Raw genomic sequence first — 18,147 nt, 5'->3', positions numbered from 1 at the left:
GCCGGCCTCCGCGCGCCTCGCGCCGCGCGCGCCTCGCGCCGCGCGCGCCCCGCTCCTCGCGCCCACGCCGCCGTGGGCCCACGCCGCCGTGGGCCCACGGCGGGTCACCAGCTGATCGCCGCGATGCCCACGAGCACGATCACCGCGCCGACGACGCGGCGCGCGAGGTGGGTTTCGTGGAAGAGGCGCCAGGCGAGGAGGGAGCCGAGGACGATGGAGGACTCACGCAGCGGTGCGACGAGGGCGACGGGCGCGGTGCGCATGGCGGTCAGGACGAGGATGTACGCCAGCGGGGAGAACACCGCGACGGTCAGGATCGGCGCCGCGTCCGTCCGCAGCGCGCCGCGCACCCGGCCCCGGCGGCGCAGCGCCCGCGGGGTCAGGACCAGGCCCTGGAGCAGGAACGTCCCGGTGAAGTACGTGACGGGGGACAGGCCCGCGGTCGACACCGCGTAGCCGTCCCACAGGGTGTACGCGGCGATCGTCGCGCCGGTCGCGGCGCCCCAGAGCACCCCGCGCAGCGGACGGCGCCCGCCGCCGCGCAGCGGGTTGCCCGCCACGACGACGATGCCGGCCACGACGACGGCCGCGCCGAGCACCGCGACCCGGGTGGGCCGCTCGCCCAGCAGGACGATCGCGGCCGCCATCGTCAGCACGGGCCCGGTCCCGCGCGCGACCGGGTAGACCACGCCCAGCTCGAAGCGGTCGTAACCGGTCTGCAGCGTCAGCGAGTACACCAGGTGCAGCGCCGCCGAGACCGCCGAGGCGACCGCCAGCCGCCGACCGACCGGCTGCGCGCCGGTGGCCACCGGGACGACGCCGAGGGGGACGCACAGCAGTGCCGCCGCGCAGGTGTAGGCCCAGACGAACAGCACGGTGTCGCCGCGCTTGAACTTCGAGACGGTGTTCCATATCGCGTGGGCGGCCGCGGCGATCAGGACCAGGACCGTCGTGCCCAGCGGCATCAGGTGATGTCGGGCAGGTCGATGCCGGCGTGCTCGGCCCGGCGGCGCCGGTCCGGGTCCCGTACGGCGAGGGCCGCGGCCAGCGCGTCCACCACGACCAGGTGGGCCAGCCGGCTGCCCGCCGCGGCCATCTGCGTGGTCAGCGGCGCGCCGCCGACCACCAGGGCGATGTCGGCGAGGACCGCGAGCGGCGTGCCGTACTGGTTGGTGATCGCGATCAGCGTCGCTCCGGCGGCGTTCGCGGCGTCGGCGACGGCGACCGTGGACGAGGTGCGTCCCGTCGAGCTGACCGCGAGGACGACGTCGCCGGGACCGAGGAGCCGCGCCGCGATCATCGCCGACTCGTGGTCCGCGATGCCGGAGGTTCGCACGCCGAGCGCCCGCAGGCGGAACACCGCGTCCGCCGCCACCGCCGCGGAGGTGCCCGCGCCGACGGCGAGCACCTGGCCCGCTCCCCGCACCGCGCCGACCGCCGCCTCCAGCGCGTCGGCGTCCAACGCGCCGCCGAGCGCGGTCAGGGCGTCGGCGCCGGCCCGGATGGACGTCTCCAGGACGGCGGCGGTCGGGGCGTTCTCGGCGAGCGCCGCGGAGGGCGCGAAGAACTCGGTGGTCCCGCGGGCACGGGCGATCTCCAGCTTGAGCTCGGTGAAGCCGTTGAACCCGATCGCCCGCGCCGCCCGGACCACGCTCGGCGCGGACACCCCGGCCCGCGCGGCCACCTGCGCGGTGGTGCTGGTGCCGACGAACAGCGGGTCGGCGAGCAGGAGTTCCACCACCTTGGCCTCGCTCGCCGCGAGATCGCCGCTGCGGGCCTGCACGCTCCCCAGCCAGCGGGTGAGCGGGTCGTCACCGCGGGGAGCACCCGGAACATCCGGAACACTCGGAACATCCAAAGCACCCGGAGCATCCGGAGAAACAGTGTTACGATCGCCATCTGTCACGTGTAACACGGTAACATGGCGCCCATGGCCAAGAACGACACTCCGCACGCATCCCCGGCCGACGAGACGGCCGGCTTCCCGCTCGGCACCCCGGTTCCGTCCGCGGTCTCCGCGCGTCCCACCGTCGCCGTCGTGGGCCCGGGGGCGATCGGCACCACGGTCGCCGCGGCGCTGCACGAGGCCGGCCGGACACCGACGCTGTGCGGCCGTACGGCTCGCGACCACCTCGAACTGCGCGACGCCGAGGGCTCGGTCGTCGTGCCGGGCCCGGTGCGGACCGATCCGGCGCGGACCGCGGGCACGGTCGACCTCGTTCTCCTCGCCGTCAAGGCGACGCAAGTCGACGCGGCGGCGCCGTGGTTGGCGGCCCTGTGCGGTGCGGACACGGTCGTCTGCGTGCTGCAGAACGGCGTCGAGCAGGAGTCGGCCGTCGCGCCCCACGCCCCCGGCCGCCCGGTGCTGCCCTCCGTCGTGTGGTTCCCGGCGCAGGCCCGGCCCGACGGCTCGGTGTGGCTGCGCGGCGAGCCCCGCCTGACCGTGCCGGACGTGCCCGCGGCCCGCGTGGTGGCCGAAGCGCTGCGCGGCACCCGGTGCTCGGTCGACCTGGCCGCGGACTTCACCTCCGTGGCGTGGCGCAAGCTGCTGCAGAACGCGCTCGCCGGGCTGATGGCCCTCACCGGCCGCCGGGCCGGGATGTTCCACCGCGCCGACATCCGCCGGCTGTCCCTGGACTACCTGCGCGAGTGCCTCCGGGTCGCCCGGGCCGAGGGCGCGGCGCTGGACGACGCGGTGCCGCAGCGGATCCTCGACGAATTCCTCGCCTACCCGGCCGACTTGGGAACGTCCATCCTCGCCGACCGCGAGGCCGGCCTGCCGCTGGAATGGGACATCCGCAACGGCGTGGTGGCACGCCGCGGCCGGGCCCACGGCATCCCGACGCCCGTCAGCGACGTGGTGGTGCCGCTGCTCGCGTCGGCGAGCGAAGGCCCCGGCTGACCGCGCACCGGCTGTGCGGTGACGTGCCGGTGTGCCGACGCGTCGACCGTTCTCGGACGGCGGATCACCGGTCGTCCGCCGTCCGACGCTTTTCCCGCCGTCGGATTTTCCGCGCACCGTCTGAGGCCGCCCGTGCGGTGCCCATGTCGCGCTTTTCGCCGCGGCCGGACGCGAAAGCCGATGACGCGGACCCGCCCGGTGCGCCCTCCCGTGCGCCTGATTTCCGTCCGGGGTGAATGCCCGCCGGTGCGGCCGCCGGGCGCAGCCCTCTGCGTTCTTCCGGACTGCTCTCCCGGGGCAGGATTGTCACCGCGCGGACGTGTTCCGCGACGCCCGGGAAAGGGACGTCCTGCGGTGCGCGCGGTTTCCGCACCGCACGCCCGGCAGATTTCTTCGCGGCTTCTCCGCGGACATCTCCGATCGTGCTTTTCCGTGCCCGGCCCGGAGGACGCCCGGCCGCGGCAAACCCCGGTTCCGGCCACGGTCGTGCGTCGGCGGCCGTCTCCGCGCCCGCGTCGCCGCAGGCGGCGAGCCGCCCGCCGGAACCGGCGGCTGCGCCGGTGTGTCCGGGAGCCGCCACATCCTCCGTGTCACGCTGGCCGGTTCCCGCGTATTGCGCAGAAGCGGGGCCGAGCGCACGCGGCGATCCCGTGCGCCGAATGCTTCGCCCGCCAACTGGGAAATTGCGCGCTCCCGTGAACTCAGATACAGGTGTGGCGAGAGTTGCCGCGACCCCCGTGCTTCGGCAGAGCGTACTGACGTGGCCGGCCAGTGTTTTTTCCGTCAGCGTCCCGCAGGCCGGCGGAAAGCGGATGGCGCGATGGCCGATTTTCGCTCTGTGCGGAAAGCCTGGTGATGTCCCTAAGCTGATGGCCGACCGCAAAGGGGGTGATGTCATGAAGAAGATCTCCGTTCGCCAGAAGGGCCCGGTCAAGCTGACCTCGGCTTCGTCGCTGTACGGGACCTGGCCTTTCTGCTGAGCAGGTACACCGCCGCGGGCCCGGGTGCGGGAGTTCCCTCTCGCACACGGGCTCCGGTTCCATTCGGGAGAATCTCGTGGAATTGGCCCGTCCTGAGTTCCACCGGCTGACGTTCGTCGCCGAGCACGGCGAGGTCACCGTCGGCAGGCCCGACATCGACTCGTACGTGAGCCTGCCGGCCGACGGCGCCGAGCTGCTGCGGAGGCTCGTCGAGGGCATGGACACCCGCGAGGCCGCCCGCTGGTACGAGGGGACCTACGGCGAGGAGGTCGACATCGCCGACTTCCTGGAGACGCTGGCCGACTGCGGCTTCGTCCGGTCCCCGGGCGAGGAGTCCGACACCGCAGGGGCCGGCGGGAGCGCGGGAGCCGCCGCGGCGAAGACGACCGGGCCCGGCGGCGCGACACCGGCGAACGTGCGCTACCGCGGGCTCGGCCGGTGGCTGTTCTCGCCGCCCGCCTGGGTGCTCTTCGCGGCCGTCGCCGCCGCCTGCGCGCTGGCCATGGTGCGGGAGCCGCAGTCCCGGCCCCGTCCCCACGCGATCTTCCTCGCCGACTCGCTGCTGCTCACCCAGGTCGTGCTGTTCGCCGGCCAGATCCCCGGGCTGCTGTGGCACGAGCTGTTCCACGTGCTCGCGGCCCGCCGGCTCGGCGTCGGCTCGCGGATGACCGTCGGCCGGCGGATGTACTTCCTGGTCCTGGAGACGCATCTCGACGGACTGCTGACCGTCCCGCCGCGCCGCCGCTACCTCCCCTTCGCCGCCGGACTCGTCGCGGACGGCCTGCTGTTCTCCGCGCTCACCACGGGCGCCGCGCTTGACGCCGCCTCCGGCGGCCTGTCCTGGCCCGGCCGGGCGGCGCTGGCCTTCGCCTTCCCCACCCTGTTCCGGATGGCCTGGCAGTTCTTCTTCTTCCTGCGCACCGACCTCTACTACATGGTCTCCACCGCGCTGGGCTGCACCGACCTGCACGGCGCCGCGGTGGCCCGGCTGCGCCGCGCCCTGCCGCACGACCGGCTGCGCCGCGACCGGCCGGACCCCGACACCGGGCGCCGCACCCCCGTGCGGCGCGGCCGGGAGGACGGCGACGGAGCCTGGCCCACGCGGGACACCGCGGTCGCCCGCTGGTACGCCCCGGCGATGGCCGCCGGAGTGGTGCTGCTGCTGGCGTGGGCGGCGCTCGGCATCGGCCCCGCGCTCTTCGAGTTCGGCCGGCGGATGGCCGAGGGCCTGAGCGGGACGCAGCCCACCGGGCCGCGCTTCTGGGATTCCACCGGCTCCGCCGTCCTGATCGTCGCCCAGTTCACCGTGCCGTTCCTCCTGCGCTCGGGGAGGACGACCCGCCGTGTCATAAGAGAGGAACACCCCGCATGACCAGCTCCGCAACGGCGTTGCCCCACTCCTGGCTGCGCGGCGGCGACCGCGCCTCCCGCGCTGCCGCCGCTGCCGCCGCGCACCCCGGCCGTACCACGCGCGTCGCCGGCCACCGCAGGCTGCGCGGCCCGTACACCGCCGCCGGGAACCTGCTGCGCGCCGTCGTGCCCGACGTGCTCGCCACGCGGCCGGAGCTGCCCGCCCGGCACGTCATCGAGATCCTGTCGGTGGCGCCCGAGCTCACCGACCGGTTGCCGGCCCCGCCGCGGACGCTGACCTCCCTCGCGTCGCCGACGGAGCGGACCCGCTACTACTCGCCGCTGCGCACCCGCCGCCTGGCGCACGGCATCACGGAGTTCCTCAATGCCTGGGCCGCGGCCTCGCGCGATCGCGGGCCGTGGACGCTGTTCCTCGACGACCTGGACGAGGCCGACCCCACCGACCAGGAGCTGGTGGCGATCCTGCTGCGCCGGGCCCGGCCGGACGCGCTTCGCGTGGTGGTCGGCAGCGCCGTCGCACCCCGGTCCGAGGCCCTGGCCGAGGCGCTGGAGCGGTACGCCGCGCCCACCGTCCTACCGGCCGCGGCGCGTGCCTCCGAGAAGCCGGGCGGGCGCGACCCGGAGGAGTTGCTGCGGGCCTACGTCGCCTCCGACGGCACCAGCGACGACCCGGCCGAGCAGTCCGCCCACGCCGCCGCCGACCCCGACACGCGCGCCGCACTGCACCTGGCGCGGGCCCGGGAGCTGGAGGACCGGGACGAGTGGACGCTGCACCTGGGCGCGATCGCGTACCACCGCAGCCAGGCCGGCCCGCGCAGCGACGAGGAGGGCCGGGCGCTGATGACCGCGGCCGACTACTGCCTGCGGATGGGCTACTACGAGGCCACCGTCGAGCTGGGCCGGCAGGGCCGCGCCGCCTTCGACCCGCTCACCCAGGAGCGGCTGTACATCGTCGCCAGCGGCAAGACCGCGCAGGCGCTCGGCGCGCTGGGCCGCACCGACGAGGCCGAGGCCATCTACCACGAGCAGCGCGCGCGGTTCACCGACCCGGTGGTGCACATGGTCTCCGCCTACGCGATCTCCATGCTCTACACCCGCGCCCACCCCCAGGAGCGCCTGGACACCGCGGTGGCCCGGGAATACGTCAACAACGCGATCGCCATCGCCTCGCAGCTGGCCGATCCCGAGGAACGCGCCTTCCACACCGTCTTCCAGCAGAACGGCCTGGCACTGGTGGAACTGCGCGAGGGCCGGCCCAGACGGCACTGTCGCTGGTCACCGAGGGGCTGGCCCGGCTGGACCGCGAACTGCCGCCCGGCGCCCGCGCGTTGCACCGCTCGGTGCTGCTGCACAACCGGGCGCAGGTCAACACCGCGCTCGGCCGGCTGGACGAGGCGCTGGCGGACTACGACGGAGTGGTGGCCGTCGACCCCGGCTACCCCGAGTACCTGTGCGACCGGGCGGCGCTGCACCTGCGCAGGGGCGATGTGGCGGCGGCGCTGGCCGACTACGACAGCGCTGTGCCGCTCACCCCGCCGATCCACGAGCTGCACTACAACCGCGCGGACGCCCGCAGGACCGCGGGCGACGCCGAGGGCGCGCTCGCCGACCTGCGGTACGTCCTGGAGCTGGAGCCCGACTACCATCCGGCCCGGGTCAACCTCGTCTCCCTGCTGACCGAGGAGGGCCTGACCGAGGAGGCGGCGCACCGCGTGGCCGAGGGCCTGTCGATCCATCCCGGCGATCCGGAACTGCTGTGCGCCCAGGGCCTGCTGGCCATGGAGGACGGCGATCTCGGCGCCGCGCGGCTGGCCTTCGACGCGGCTCTGGACGGCGATCCGCGGCACGCCGCCGCGCTCGCCAACCGGGCCGTGCTGCACGCCGAGACCGGCGACCACCCCGCGGCGCTCGCCGACCTCACCCGGGCGATCGACGTCACGGGCGACGACCCCGACCTGCTGTTCAACCGCGGCTACGTCCACCAGGCCGCGGGCGATCCCGGCGCCGCCGCCGCGGACTACCGGCGCGCCGCACGACTGCCCGGAGCCGACCAGGAGGCGATCGCCGAGCGGCTTGCGCAGTGCCTCCAGGCCGAGCTCGCCTGACCCGCGCGGGACCGGGCGGAGCCGGCCGCCGCCGTACGGGGGCGGCGGCCGGCCCGTACGACGTCCGGTCCGCTGAGCCCCAGCGTCAGCGCTGGAGGAAGTCCAGCAGGTCCCGGTTGAACTTTTCCTTGTCCCCGGGCACCAGCGCGATGCCGTGCGAGCCGCCCTCGTAGACCTTCAAGGTCGCGTCGGGGATGATCCGCGCGGACCTGCGGCCGGTGGCGTCGATGGGCACCACCTGGTCGTCGTCGCCGTGGACGATCAGGGTGGGGACGTCGAACTTCTTCAGGTCCTCGGTGAAGTCCGTGTTCGAGAAGGCGTCCACACAGGCGACGCCGCCCTCGATGGTCTCCTGCATGGCCATCAGCCAGAAGGCGTCCTTGTTGCCCTGGGTGGCCTTGGTCCCCGACCGGTCGGCGCTGAAGAAGCCGACCGCGGTGTCCTTCCAGAACTGCGAGCGCTCGGTGACGATGCCGGCCTTGATCTGGTCGAAGACCTCCTGCGGGACACCGTCGGGGTTGTCCGGGCCCTTGAGCATCAGCGGCGGGATGGCCGACAGGAGGACCGCGGAACGGATCCGACCGGTTCCGTGGCGTCCGATGTAACGGGCGAGTTCGCCGCCGCCCATCGAGTGCGCCACCAGCGTGACGTCGTGCAGGTCCAGGCCCGTGACGAGGTCGTCGAGGTCGTCGGCGAAGGTGTCCCAGTCGTAGCCGTCCCAGACGGGGGTGGAGCGGCCGTGTCCGCGGCGGTCGTGGGCGATGCCGCGGAATCCGGCGTCGGCCACGGCCTTGAGCTGGTCCTGCCAGGCGTCGCCGTTCAGCGGCCAGCCGTGGATGAACACGACCGGGCGCCCGCTTCCCCAGTCCTTGTAGAAGATCTCGACCCCGTCACGCGTGGTGCAGTACGGCATGCGCTTCCTCCTTCGCGGATGTGGGGGTACGCCCGGACACGAGCCCGCCCGTCCACGGGGTCTCGGGGGGGCGATCGCCTCACTCCCGCGGGGGCCTTACCGTCCGCGGCGCCGGTCCTCGTCTCCCAGTAGAAGGCACCCACCACGCCCTCGCATCCCGGCGTGAAGCAGAACCAGACGCACGATGACGGCGTCAGGTCCTCCGGCCGGTCGCGGAGCCGCTGGTGCGGCACATCGACCGGGACGTGGACGAGGGCGGACCACCTGGACCTGTTCCCGGGCAGCCTGGAGCCGACGGTCAGGACGCTGGCGCGCGACGCGATCCACGACACCGGGGACATGGTCACGCTACCCGCGCGGCGACAGGTGGCGCTCCGCTCAGCGAGGGTCCAGGCCCGTCCGCCAGCTGGGGGTCAGCGGCTTCCAGCCCAGCGACTGCCGGGCCCGGTCGTTGGCCGCTCCGCGCATCGCGGTGAGCTGGTGGGCCAGGAGCCAGCCGAGCAGGCGCCCGGCCAGCTCCGGCGGGACCGTGCGCGGCGGGGGCGCGCCGAGCAGCCGTGCGTAGCCGGGCACCCAGTCCGCGGCCTCGGCCGGGTCGTCGTCCGCCACGTTGACCACCCCGCCGGCGTCCGCGTCGACGGCCGCCGCCGCGGCCCGCGCCGCGTCCTCGACGTGCAGGAACGACGTGACGCCCGCCGCGTCCCGGGGCAGGGGCAGCCTGCCGCGGGCCACCGCCGCGCCGACCCGGCCACCGGGCTCGTACAGCGTCCCCGGCCCGTACAGGGTTCCGTAGCGGAGCACGACGCCGTCCAGGCCCGCGGCCCCGAGGACCTGGCGCTCCAGGTCGGCGACCGCCCGTACCGTCAACGCCCAGTCCGGGTCCGGCGCGTCGAGGTAGAGCGGGGCGTCCTCGGCGAGCACCCGCGGGCCCTGCGGCGCGGTGGCGAAGGCGATGCTCTGCGCCACCATCCGCCGCGCCCCGGACTCCTGGGCCGCGCGGACCAGATTGCGGGTGCCCTCGGTGCGCAGTCGCGCGGTGTCGGTGAACGCGGCGGGTCCCGTGGCGCGCAGCGCGGTCAGCTGGTGGACCACCACGTCCGGCCGGGCCGGGACGACGGCCGCCGACACCGCCGCGCCGTCCAGCGCGTCGGCGACCGCGACCGCGTCCACGTCCAGTCCGGGCGCCGCCTCCGGCGACCTGACCATAGCCGTCACATGATGGCCGCGCTCGCGCAGCAGCGGTGCCAGCGCCCGGCCGACGACGCCGGTGGCCCCGGCGAGCAGTACGCGCATCGTCACTCCCTCTCCGCGGGAACGTCAGGGACTTCGGCCGGCGGGCTCCACCGGGTCCGTGGGCTCCGCCGGGTCTGCGGGGGCCGCCGGGTCCGCGGGGACGGGCAGGTCTGCGGGGACGGCCAGGTTAGCGGGCGCCGCGGCGCCCGCGAGGCCGGCCGGGCCCGGGTGCTCCGCGGGGGCCGGGTCCGCCGCCTCGTCCGGGTCCGCCACGGCCATCAGCAGCCGGCACGCCGGGTCGCCGTCGCGCAGGCACGCGGTCGAGCAGTTGCGCACCAGGCGTACGCCCAGCCCCTCCGACCAGCCGGCGTGGATGTCGGTGCACGGGCACGCGTAGCCGTCCAGCGAGCCGGCCATCCTGACCATGGTGACGGCGAAGTTCCTCCGCATCACCAGCTCGATCTCGCCGCCGGGCAGGACCGCGGTGCCGCCGTCCCGCAGCTCGCTGGGGAACATCCACTCCGAGCACATGTCGTAGCGACGGCGCAGCTCCTCACGGTCGGCCGGGGGCCGGCCGCCGAACTCGCGGGCCACCCGCCGGCCGACCGTGACGGCCACGTACCGCATCGCCTCGGCGTTGATCTCGTTGGCCGCCGCGTGCCCGAAGCGCCGGGCCACGCCCTGGTACCAGCGGGCGTCGTGCGTCCACCACTGGCGGTAGACGTCCATCGGGCGGGGCAGGGGGTGGGCCCGGCCGGGCGGAGCCGGGGCCCCGGCCGGCCGGGGACGGGGGGCGTGCGCTCGGCCGCGGTCACCGCGCCGCCCCGCCGACACCGCCGACACCTCGGACACCGCCGACACCTCGGACACCGCCGGCTGCGGCGTCGCCGTCGCCGGCCGCCGCCGCGAGACCGCCGCCCGCCGCCGCCCTGGCCCTGAACCGCTTGCGCATCTCGCGCTTGAGCACCTTGCCGGTGGCGCCCTTGACGACGTCGCCCGCGTCCATCCGCAGCGCGCCGGCCAGCGGCGGGAAGCCCTCGGCCGCCAGCACCCGGTTCACCTCCCGCGCCCACGCGGCGTCGTCGCGGTCCGGCGCGTCCGCACCGGCCTGGAGGAGCACGTACGCCTCCGCGGTGCCGTCGCCGTCCCAGTCGGCGCGCACGCCCTCCGGCGCGACGGCGACCACCGTGCAGTCGTCCAGCTCGGGCAGCTCGCGCAGCAGCAACTCCTCGGTGCGGGTGCTGAAGACGATGCCCGCGGCGGTGCGGATCGCGTCCGGCGCGCGGTCCAGGTGGTAGAAGTTGCCCTCCTCGTCGCGGTAGGACAGGTCGCCGGTCAGCCAGTAGCCGCCGAACCGCAGCCGGTGGAAGGTCAGCGAGTCGTTCCAGTAGCCGGGGGTGAGCGTGGGGGAGCGCACGCCGAGCCGCCCCACCTCGCCGGGCGGCAGCTCGGTGCCGTCCTCGGCCAGCACGGCCGCCTCGGCGAAGCTCATCGGCTTGCCGACGCAGCGGGAGAAGGACGAGCGGCCGGGCCGGTGCCCGTTGTGGAAGAGGGAGTAGCCGGTCTCGGAGGAGCCGAGGCCGTCGGTGAAGACCGAGCCGGCCACCCGCCGCCGCTGGAGGTCCCGGCCGACCGTCATATGGCTGCCCTGGGCGATCAGCGCCCTGATGTGCGCCTCGTGCGCGGCGTCGCCGGTGTTGTACCAGGCCTCCACGCTGGACAGGTCGCGCGCCGACAGGTCGTGCGCGGCCATCTCCCCGTAGGTGCCGGCGAACGCGAACACCGTCGTGGGCCGGAAGGACTCCATCGCGTCCAGCACATCCGCGCCGCGCTGGCTGGACAGCATCATCACCGGCGAGCGCAGCATCAGGCCGAACAGCATGACCGAGATCGCGGCGTTGTGCGAGCCGGGCAGCGCCACCAGCAGCCGGCCCATCGCGGTGCCGACCGACAGCTTCAGCCGGTGCAACTGCGCGTACAGCAGGGTCTGGTGGGTGTGCGGCACGGCCTTGGGCATCCCGGTCGTGCCCGAGGAGTGCGAGATGATGATCGGGTCGGTGGCGTGGTGGCGGTAGGGGTAGCCGGCCGGGAGCAGTGCGCGGTCGCCGGGGTGCACGTCGGCCGCCGTCGCGTGGAAGGCGAGCCCCAGCTCCTCGCGGTTCTCGCCCAGCACGGCGGCGTGGGCCTCGTCGGTGAAGGCGCCCACCGCACCCTGCCGGCGGACGTACTCGCGGGCCGTCTCCGGGCGCAGGTTGCCGTTGACGAAGGACGGGATCGCGCCCAGCGCGGTGAGCGCGAGGTAGTTGATCGCGAACTCGGTGCTGGAGTACGTCTGGATCGCCACCGGGTCGCGCGGCCCGACGCCCCGCGTGTGGTACCACCCCGCGTACGCCTCGACGACCTCGTGCAGCTCGCCCAGGGTCAGCACGCCGGGGCGGGTGCTGTCCGGGGCCTGCCAGGTGCGGTCCGTCCACAGCGCCGGCTCGTCCATCGGCCTGCCGTACGCCTTCAGCCGGTGGATCACGTTCCCGGCGCCCAAGGCGGCGTCGGCGGCGATCCGCGCGCGGTCTTCCTTGGAGATCATTGCGTCGTCCCCTGGATTCGGGCGGCCAGGTCCATCAGGCCGCGGAGGTTGCCGTAGTCGTGTGCGGGGGTGGTGCGGTGCGGGGTGCGGCCGTCCCGGGCGTCGTCGGCGGGGGCGTCGTCGGCCGGGGTGTCGTCGGTCCGGGCGGCGTCGCGGGGTGCGCGCGGCAGTGGGTCGCCGCGCTCGATCAGGACCGCCACCGCGCGGTCCGCCGCCGGCGGGAGCGTGCCGAGCCCGCGGTGGGCCGCGGCGGCGCGCCCCGTCGCGGCCAGTTCGACGCCGACCACGACGACCCGCTCCACCTCCTCGTCCGCCAGCAGCAGTTCCGCCGTATCAAGCAGCTCGTCGGCGAGGTCGCCGTCGACCGACAGGCTCAGCAGCGGCCCGGTGACGCCGAAGTCGCAGCTGATCCGGCCGAGGACCGCGTTGGCGGTGCTCTGCATGAACAGCAGCGCGTTGTGCACCTGGCCGGCGACGAGCAGCCGGCTGCCGGAGTCCAGCGTCGTCGCGTCGCCCATCGCACTGCCCAGGACGAGGGCGGTCCGCGCGCCGTCGCCCGGCCGGGCGGACAGGCAGCGCGTGACGGCCTGGTGCACCAGCGGGCTGAAGGCGGAGTCCACGAAGCCCGGGACCGGGGGCGCGGACGCGTCGGACACCGCGGCGATCATGCCCGCTCCACGACGAGCGCGGTGTTGGCGCCGCCGAACGCGGCGTTGAGGGAGAGCGCCGTGCGGATGTCCGCCCGGCGCGGCCGGTTGGGCACGTAGTCCAGATCGCACGCCGGATCGGGACCGGTGAAGCCGGCGGTCGGCGGCAGCACGCCGTCCCGCACCGCGAGCAGGGTGATCACCAGCTCGACCACCCCGGAGGCCTCCAGCAGGTGCCCGGTGGTGCTCTTGGTCGAGCTGACCGGCACGCGGTCCGCCCCCGTGCCGAGGACCGCGCGCACCCCCAGCGTCTCGGCGGGGTCGTTGTGCCGGGTCGCGGTCCCGTGCGCGTTGACGTAGTCGACCCGCGGGCCGCCGGCGACGCGCAGCGCCCGCGCGGCCGCGGCGGCCAGCCCCGCGCCCCGCGGGTGCGGGCGCGCGACGTGGTGGGCGTCGGAGGCCGCGCCCCACCCGGTCAGCGCGGCCAGCGCCCGCGCGCCGCGGCGCCGCGCGCCGGCGGCCGACTCCAGCACCACGGCGCCGGCGCCGTCGCCGAGCAGCAGCCCGCTGCGGTCGGCGGAGAAGGGCCGCATCGTCCCCTCGCCCGACAGCGCGAACCCCGAGCCGAACTTGGCCAGGTTCTCCTCCTCCACCAGATACGCGCCGGCGCAGACCACGGTCTTGGCGCGACCGGACGCGATCAGCCGGCAGCCGTGCGCGACCGCCGTGGCGGAGGCGACGCACGCGTTGGTGAACGCGATCCGCGGGCCCTTCACGCCGAGCGCCTCCCCGAGCGCGGCGGCCTGCCACGCCGGCACGGTCTCCGCGACGCCGCCCGCGTCCTCGACGCCGCCCGCGCTCTCGACGCCGAGCGCGCCCGCCGGGCCGCTGAGCGCGCTCCCCGCGACGCCCGCGCCGCCCGCGGCCCCGACGCGGTACGCCGTCGCCACGCCGCCCGCGCTCTCGAAGCCGCCCGTGCCTGCGGCCCGCCGGATGTCTCCGTCCGCCGCGCCGACTCTGCCTGCCGCGCCGACTCTGCCTGCCGCGCCGACTGTGCCTGCCGCGTCGACCACACTGCCCGCGGCGGCGGCCCGCCAGTACCGGGTCAGGCCGGTGAAGTCGCCCGCCGTGCCGACCAGGACGGCGGCGGACGCTCCCGCCGGCAGCCCGGCCATGGCCACCGCCGCCCAGGCGGTCTCGGCCAGCACCTCCCGCAGCGGCGCTGCCGGACCGCTGGTCGCGGCCACGCCGGTGCGGTACGGGCCGGTGTCGAAACGGGTGATCGCGCGAACGCGGGCCGGCCGTCGAAGACGCCGTCGCGCACGGCGTCCGCGCCGGCGCCGAACGCCGTGCGGACCCCGAACCCGGTCACCACCACCCCGCCGGTCACGGGCGCCCGCCCGGTCCGCCGGCGTCCGCCAGATACGCGGTGAGGTACGCGGTGATCCGCCGCACCGAGGTGAAGTCCGCGAAGAACTCCTCCTGCGGCTCGATCACCAGCCCGTACCGCAGCTCCACCTGGTGCAGGAACCACACCAGCCCGAGCGAGTCGAGCGCGATCTCGGCGTCGTCGTCGAGCCCGGGCGGCAGCCCCGCGAAGAGCTTCGGGTCGGACAGCAGCTCGCGCACCGCGTCCGCGGTGATCGGCTGCCCGGGACGCTGCCCGGACCCCGGCGCCGCCGTCATGCGGTGGCGCCCCGTCGTACGACGTCCTGGACCAGGTCGCCGAGCTTCATCGCGCCCACCGGCTCGATGTCGTCGTCCGGGAACTCCACCCCGAACCGGCGCTCCAGACGCAGCGCCAGCTCGATCAGGCTCAGCGAGTCCAGGTCGATGCCGCCGGTGCCCAGCGGGCTGTCGTCGGTCACGCGGTCGGTGTCGAGCGGCAGGTTCATGTCCTCGGTGATGGTGCTGAGCACGAAGGCGCGGATCTCCTGGTGCACATCCGTCTGCATGGTGCGGGCCCTTCTGCGCGTGGAGTGGGGGCCGGGCGCCGTGCCCGGCGCCCGGGGATGTCGGCCGCTGCCCGGCGGGGGCGCGGCCCGGATGCGGTCGGGGGTCGGCCCGTGCCGGGCTGGTGGGGGGCAGCCCGAGCCGGGCAGTGCGTGCAGCACGTCGCGGCGGCGGACGAGCTTGCCGTTGGAGGTGCGCGGCAGGTCGGGCACGACGCGCACCACCCGGGGCACCTTGTAGTCGGCCAGCCGGTCGCGGCACCAGCGCAGCAGCTCCCCTTCGAGCGCCGCGTCCCCGTCCGCCGCCGACACGTACGCCTCGGTGGCGCCGGCGTGCACGACCACCACCGCGGTGACCGACGGATGCAGCCGCAGCACGTCCTCGACCTCGACGAGATCCAGCTTCAGCCCGCCGACGACCACCAGGGAGTCGCCGCGGCCCAGCAGGTGCACGCCGCCGGCCGCGTCGATCCGCGCGCGGTCGCGGGTGAGCAGCCAGCCGTCGGCGTACCGCTCGCCGGCCGACCCGTGCAGGTACGGCGAGCCCTCGGGCAGCAGGACCTCCAGCTCGCCGTCGCGGACCCGCAGCACCACGCCGGGGGCCGCGGGGCCCACCGAGGGCCGCGAGGCGCCGCTGACGTCCATCGCGATGACGCCGGTCTCGGTGGTCCCGTACGACTCGCCGACCGGCACTCCGAAGCGCCGCTCGAAGCGCTCGGCGGTCTCGGGCGGCATCAGCTCGCCGCCGGAGACCGCGACCCGCAGCGAGGGCAGCGCGGGCGGCTCCTGGGCGGTGCCCAGCACCTCGTAGTGGAACGGCGTGCCGAACACCGCGTGCACCTCGTGCTGCGCGGCGGCGGCCAGCATGTCGCGGGCCGACACCCGCCGCGCGAAGACCACGGTGACCCCCGCCAGCAGCGAGTGCAGCAGCCCCGCGAGCAGGCCGAAGCTGTGCGCGGTGGAGCTGAGCAGCAGCAGCCGCTCGCCCCGCGCCGGCATCCCCGGGAGCGCGGCGAACCGGTCGATCTCGTCCGACAGCGAGGCCGCGGTCCGCCCGATCACCTTGGGCGACCCGGTCGAGCCGGAGCTGAACTGCACCAGGACGTGCGCGGTGGCCGAGGCCCGGCCGTCCGCGCGCCGGCTGGTGACCAGTTCGTACTGGGCCTCGAAGCGCATCAGCGAGCCGCCGGGGACGCCGGTGGAGACCATGAACTGCGGCCGGCACAGCGCCCGCAGCGCCTCCACCTCCGGCGGCTTGAGCCGGTGGTCGACCAGCATCACCTGCGCGCCGAGCCGCCACAGCGCGAGCAGCACGTGCACCTGGGTGTAGCTCGGCGGCACCTGGAGCATGACCGTGGCGCCCTCGCCGATCCCGTGCGCGGCGAAGACCGCGGCCTCGAAGTCCACCGCGGCCGCGACCTCGGCGCGGCTCTGGCCGTGGTCGCCGTACACCAGGCACGGCAGGTCGCCGGGGTGGGCGCCGAGCAGCCGGTCGACCAGCGCCCGGATGTCCGGGGCCATCTCGGGCCTCCTTGCAGAACTCGCCGATGGGGAAGCCGACGTGCCGCTGGTCGGTGGCCAGGTACCCGAGCAGCTCGTCGCCCTGCTTCAGCTCGGTGACGTTGAGGACCTTGCCGCCGGGCCCGAGCACCCGCACGTGCCAGTCGTCCTGCACGGTCAGGCTCACCACGACGCCGTCCCCGGAACGGGCGGTGATCGTCAGCAGCGGCCGCGACTCCATCTTGGCCCGGCCGACCACCACCCGCCGGGCCCTGCCCTGGGAGTCGACGGCCAGCGTGGTGCTGCCGGAGCGCAGCTCGCTGAGGTAGTTGGTCCGGTTGTCCGGGCCCAGCACGTAGGAGTGCAGGGCCCCGGCGTTCACCCGGAACGGACGCGTCGGCATGTACGGCAGCGGGTGCGTCTCGCTGCAGCACAGGATGAACCCGGTGGAGTACGAGCCGACGAGGATCCCCTCGTCCTCGGCGAAGTGGCTGCACGTGTCCACGCACACCCGGTCGCCGAGCCCGTGGTGCTCGATCCCGTCGACGGTCAGCGTGGTCAGGTCCAGCTGCGGGATGGCGGCCTCCAGCAGCCGGGTCAGCGCGAAGACCTCGGCGGCGTCGGCCGGGGCGAGCAGCACGCCGTCCGAGCCGCGTTCCAGCACGTCCAGGACGATCGCCGCCTCCTGGAGGTCCGCGCAGACGGTGACCAGCTTGCCGGCCGAGCGGTCGGCGGCGAGCACGATCTCCAGCGGGATCTTGGTCGGGTCGGCGAAGCGGACCACGGTGGCCGGCAGGGCCACCGCGGCGGCGCACGCCAGCCGCAGGGTCCGGTCGTCGGCCACGTCGACCCAGCCGACGGCGTCGGGGCCGAGGGCGTGCAGCCCCTCCTCGTCGGTCAGCACGGTGGGCGTGATGCCGGTGACGGTGGGGGGCAGTGCCTGCAGCAGTCCCTGGTCGTCGGAGATCACGCCCTGCACCCGTGCGTGCACGGCGGCGTCGACGACGGACTCCAGCTGTGACTGCGGCACTGCGCGCAGATCGATCCATGCGAACTTCATGAGGCACCTGTCGCGATCGTCGAGGGGCGGGTGGTCGGTCCGGGCTCCGCCGCGTGGACCACCGCGGCGAGTCGTGCGGTCAGCCAGGAGGGCGAGGACGAGGAGAAGACGCGGCGGCCGACGGCCAGGCCGCTGCAGCCGGCCAGCATCAGGGAGGTCGCGTGGCCGATGAGGTCGGAGCCGTCGGGCGGCCCGCCGGCGGCCAGCACCGGGATCGGACAGCTGTCCACCACCTCGGCCATCCGCTCGCGCGGCAGCGCCACCGACGTCTTGACCAGGTCGGCGCCCAGGTCCGCGGCGATGTTCACCGCGTGCGCGAGCAGCACCGGGTCGTGCGGGTCGGCGATCCTCGGCCCTCTGGGGTAGATCATGGCCAGCAGCGGCATGCTCCAGGCGTCGCAGGAGGCCGCGACCGCGCCGAGGTCCCGCAACTGCCGGTGCTCGGTGTCCGAGCCGAGGTTGACGTGCACGCTCACCGCGTCCGCGCCCAGCCGCACTGCCTCCTCGACCTCCCCGACGAGGACCTTGGCGTCGGCGTCGGCGGCGTGCCCGGTGCCGGCGCTCAGGTGCACCACCAGGCCGCAGCGGCCCAGGAGTTCGGGAGCGATGGTGCGGGCCCGGCCCTTGTGCACCACCACCGCGTCCGCGCCGCCGTCCACCAGGGCCCTGACCAGCTCCTCCCAGCCCGCCCGCGGCACCACCGGCCCGTCGGAGACGCTGTGGTCGAGCGGGACGAAGAGGAATTTACCGTCACCGGCCGGCGACAGCCGTCGCATGCGTAATGTTTTACCGAAATCGGTCATTCTTCGGTATGCCTCTCAAAAAGGTGAGCCCCCGCTGGCTGATCACCTCGTTCAGCCTCGCACGACCGGAAGAAAGTGCGCGCATATCGGAACTCGA

At 75.0% G+C, this 18,147-nt stretch carries 14 protein-coding genes and 2 pseudogenes; 4 read left to right on the top strand and 12 right to left on the bottom strand.

What is annotated here, in order from left to right; genetic code table 11:
- Window positions 1–104: 104 nt before the first annotated feature.
- On the bottom strand, window positions 105–965 hold the full coding sequence (locus VSR01_RS03565) for an EamA family transporter (RefSeq protein ID WP_326447824.1): 861 nt from the start codon (window positions 963–965) through the stop codon (window positions 105–107).
- A complete protein-coding gene (locus tag VSR01_RS03560; RefSeq protein WP_326447823.1) occupies window positions 965–1,783 on the bottom strand; it encodes a MurR/RpiR family transcriptional regulator in 819 nt (272 codons plus the stop codon). The genes VSR01_RS03565 and VSR01_RS03560 overlap by 1 nt, the downstream gene beginning before the upstream one ends.
- A 147-nt stretch (window positions 1,784–1,930) precedes the next feature.
- Here VSR01_RS03560 and VSR01_RS03555 point away from each other — a divergent pair, with 147 nt between their 5' ends.
- The 4 genes and pseudogenes from VSR01_RS03555 (at window position 1,931) to VSR01_RS03540 (ending at window position 7,358) form a co-directional block, all read left to right on the top strand.
- Window positions 1,931–2,902 (top strand): oxidoreductase, encoded by a 972-nt coding sequence (locus VSR01_RS03555; RefSeq protein ID WP_326447822.1) that lies wholly within the window; start codon window positions 1,931–1,933, stop codon window positions 2,900–2,902.
- A gap of 1,056 nt (window positions 2,903–3,958) precedes the next feature.
- Window positions 3,959–5,254, top strand: a complete 1,296-nt coding sequence (locus VSR01_RS03550) for a hypothetical protein (RefSeq protein WP_326447821.1) — start codon at window positions 3,959–3,961, stop codon at window positions 5,252–5,254.
- A gap of 397 nt (window positions 5,255–5,651) precedes the next feature.
- Window positions 5,652–6,728 (top strand): annotated as a pseudogene (locus VSR01_RS37635) (hypothetical protein); the annotation flags it as partial.
- Window positions 6,729–6,773: 45 nt separating this feature from the next.
- Entirely contained in the window at window positions 6,774–7,358 is a 585-nt protein-coding gene (locus VSR01_RS03540) for a tetratricopeptide repeat protein (protein ID WP_442785639.1), read from the top strand.
- 85 nt (window positions 7,359–7,443) lie between these two features.
- On the opposite strand, the gene VSR01_RS03535 is transcribed toward VSR01_RS03540, so the two are convergent.
- The 10 genes and pseudogenes from VSR01_RS03535 to VSR01_RS03490 all read right to left on the bottom strand — a co-directional run bounded on the left by VSR01_RS03535 (window position 7,444) and on the right by VSR01_RS03490 (window position 18,050).
- Window positions 7,444–8,271, bottom strand: coding sequence for an alpha/beta fold hydrolase (locus VSR01_RS03535; RefSeq protein ID WP_326447819.1), 828 nt, complete (start codon window positions 8,269–8,271; stop codon window positions 7,444–7,446).
- 378 nt (window positions 8,272–8,649) lie between these two features.
- The gene (locus VSR01_RS03530; protein ID WP_326447818.1) at window positions 8,650–9,564 is read right to left on the bottom strand and encodes an NAD-dependent epimerase/dehydratase family protein; all 915 of its coding nucleotides are present in this window, start codon (window positions 9,562–9,564) and stop codon (window positions 8,650–8,652) included.
- A gap of 24 nt (window positions 9,565–9,588) precedes the next feature.
- The gene (locus VSR01_RS03525; protein WP_326447817.1) at window positions 9,589–10,233 is read right to left on the bottom strand and encodes a hypothetical protein; all 645 of its coding nucleotides are present in this window, start codon (window positions 10,231–10,233) and stop codon (window positions 9,589–9,591) included.
- Window positions 10,234–10,315: 82 nt separating this feature from the next.
- Window positions 10,316–12,088 (bottom strand): class I adenylate-forming enzyme family protein, encoded by a 1,773-nt coding sequence (locus VSR01_RS03520; protein WP_326447816.1) that lies wholly within the window; start codon window positions 12,086–12,088, stop codon window positions 10,316–10,318.
- Entirely contained in the window at window positions 12,085–12,756 is a 672-nt protein-coding gene (locus tag VSR01_RS03515; protein ID WP_326447815.1) for a hypothetical protein, read from the bottom strand. The genes VSR01_RS03520 and VSR01_RS03515 overlap by 4 nt, the downstream gene beginning before the upstream one ends.
- The gene (locus VSR01_RS03510; RefSeq protein ID WP_326447814.1) at window positions 12,753–13,982 is read right to left on the bottom strand and encodes a beta-ketoacyl-[acyl-carrier-protein] synthase family protein; all 1,230 of its coding nucleotides are present in this window, start codon (window positions 13,980–13,982) and stop codon (window positions 12,753–12,755) included. The genes VSR01_RS03515 and VSR01_RS03510 overlap by 4 nt, the downstream gene beginning before the upstream one ends.
- A gap of 139 nt (window positions 13,983–14,121) precedes the next feature.
- On the bottom strand, window positions 14,122–14,421 hold the full coding sequence (locus VSR01_RS03505) for an acyl carrier protein (protein WP_326453480.1): 300 nt from the start codon (window positions 14,419–14,421) through the stop codon (window positions 14,122–14,124).
- Entirely contained in the window at window positions 14,418–16,208 is a 1,791-nt protein-coding gene (locus VSR01_RS03500; protein WP_326447813.1) for an AMP-binding protein, read from the bottom strand. Before VSR01_RS03500 ends, VSR01_RS03505 begins: the two co-directional genes overlap by 4 nt.
- 7 nt (window positions 16,209–16,215) lie before the next feature.
- Window positions 16,216–17,247: pseudogene (locus VSR01_RS03495) on the bottom strand (3-dehydroquinate synthase II family protein); the annotation flags it as partial.
- The gene (locus VSR01_RS03490; protein ID WP_326447812.1) at window positions 17,244–18,050 is read right to left on the bottom strand and encodes a 2-amino-3,7-dideoxy-D-threo-hept-6-ulosonate synthase; all 807 of its coding nucleotides are present in this window, start codon (window positions 18,048–18,050) and stop codon (window positions 17,244–17,246) included. The pseudogene VSR01_RS03495 and the gene VSR01_RS03490, both read right to left, overlap by 4 nt.
- Window positions 18,051–18,147: the final 97 nt, after the last annotated feature.

The sequence above is a fragment of the Actinacidiphila sp. DG2A-62 genome (assembly GCF_035825295.1).
In the GTDB taxonomy this organism is placed as follows: domain Bacteria; phylum Actinomycetota; class Actinomycetes; order Streptomycetales; family Streptomycetaceae; genus Actinacidiphila.
This window is presented reverse-complemented; position numbering and strand designations above follow the sequence as displayed.

Coding starts and splice junctions, on each gene's coding strand:
- VSR01_RS03565 (WP_326447824.1), bottom strand. CDS start 965: ATGCCGCTGGGCACGACGGTCCTGGTCCTGATCGCCGCGGCCGCCCAC.
- VSR01_RS03490 (WP_326447812.1), bottom strand. CDS start 18,050: ATGACCGATTTCGGTAAAACATTACGCATGCGACGGCTGTCGCCGGCC.
- VSR01_RS03530 (WP_326447818.1), bottom strand. CDS start 9,564: ATGCGCGTACTGCTCGCCGGGGCCACCGGCGTCGTCGGCCGGGCGCTG.
- VSR01_RS03525 (WP_326447817.1), bottom strand. CDS start 10,233: ATGGACGTCTACCGCCAGTGGTGGACGCACGACGCCCGCTGGTACCAG.
- VSR01_RS03555 (WP_326447822.1), top strand. CDS start 1,931: ATGGCCAAGAACGACACTCCGCACGCATCCCCGGCCGACGAGACGGCC.
- VSR01_RS03500 (WP_326447813.1), bottom strand. CDS start 16,208: ATGGCCCCGGACATCCGGGCGCTGGTCGACCGGCTGCTCGGCGCCCAC.
- VSR01_RS03515 (WP_326447815.1), bottom strand. CDS start 12,756: ATGATCGCCGCGGTGTCCGACGCGTCCGCGCCCCCGGTCCCGGGCTTC.
- VSR01_RS03520 (WP_326447816.1), bottom strand. CDS start 12,088: ATGATCTCCAAGGAAGACCGCGCGCGGATCGCCGCCGACGCCGCCTTG.
- VSR01_RS03535 (WP_326447819.1), bottom strand. CDS start 8,271: ATGCCGTACTGCACCACGCGTGACGGGGTCGAGATCTTCTACAAGGAC.
- VSR01_RS03505 (WP_326453480.1), bottom strand. CDS start 14,421: ATGACGGCGGCGCCGGGGTCCGGGCAGCGTCCCGGGCAGCCGATCACC.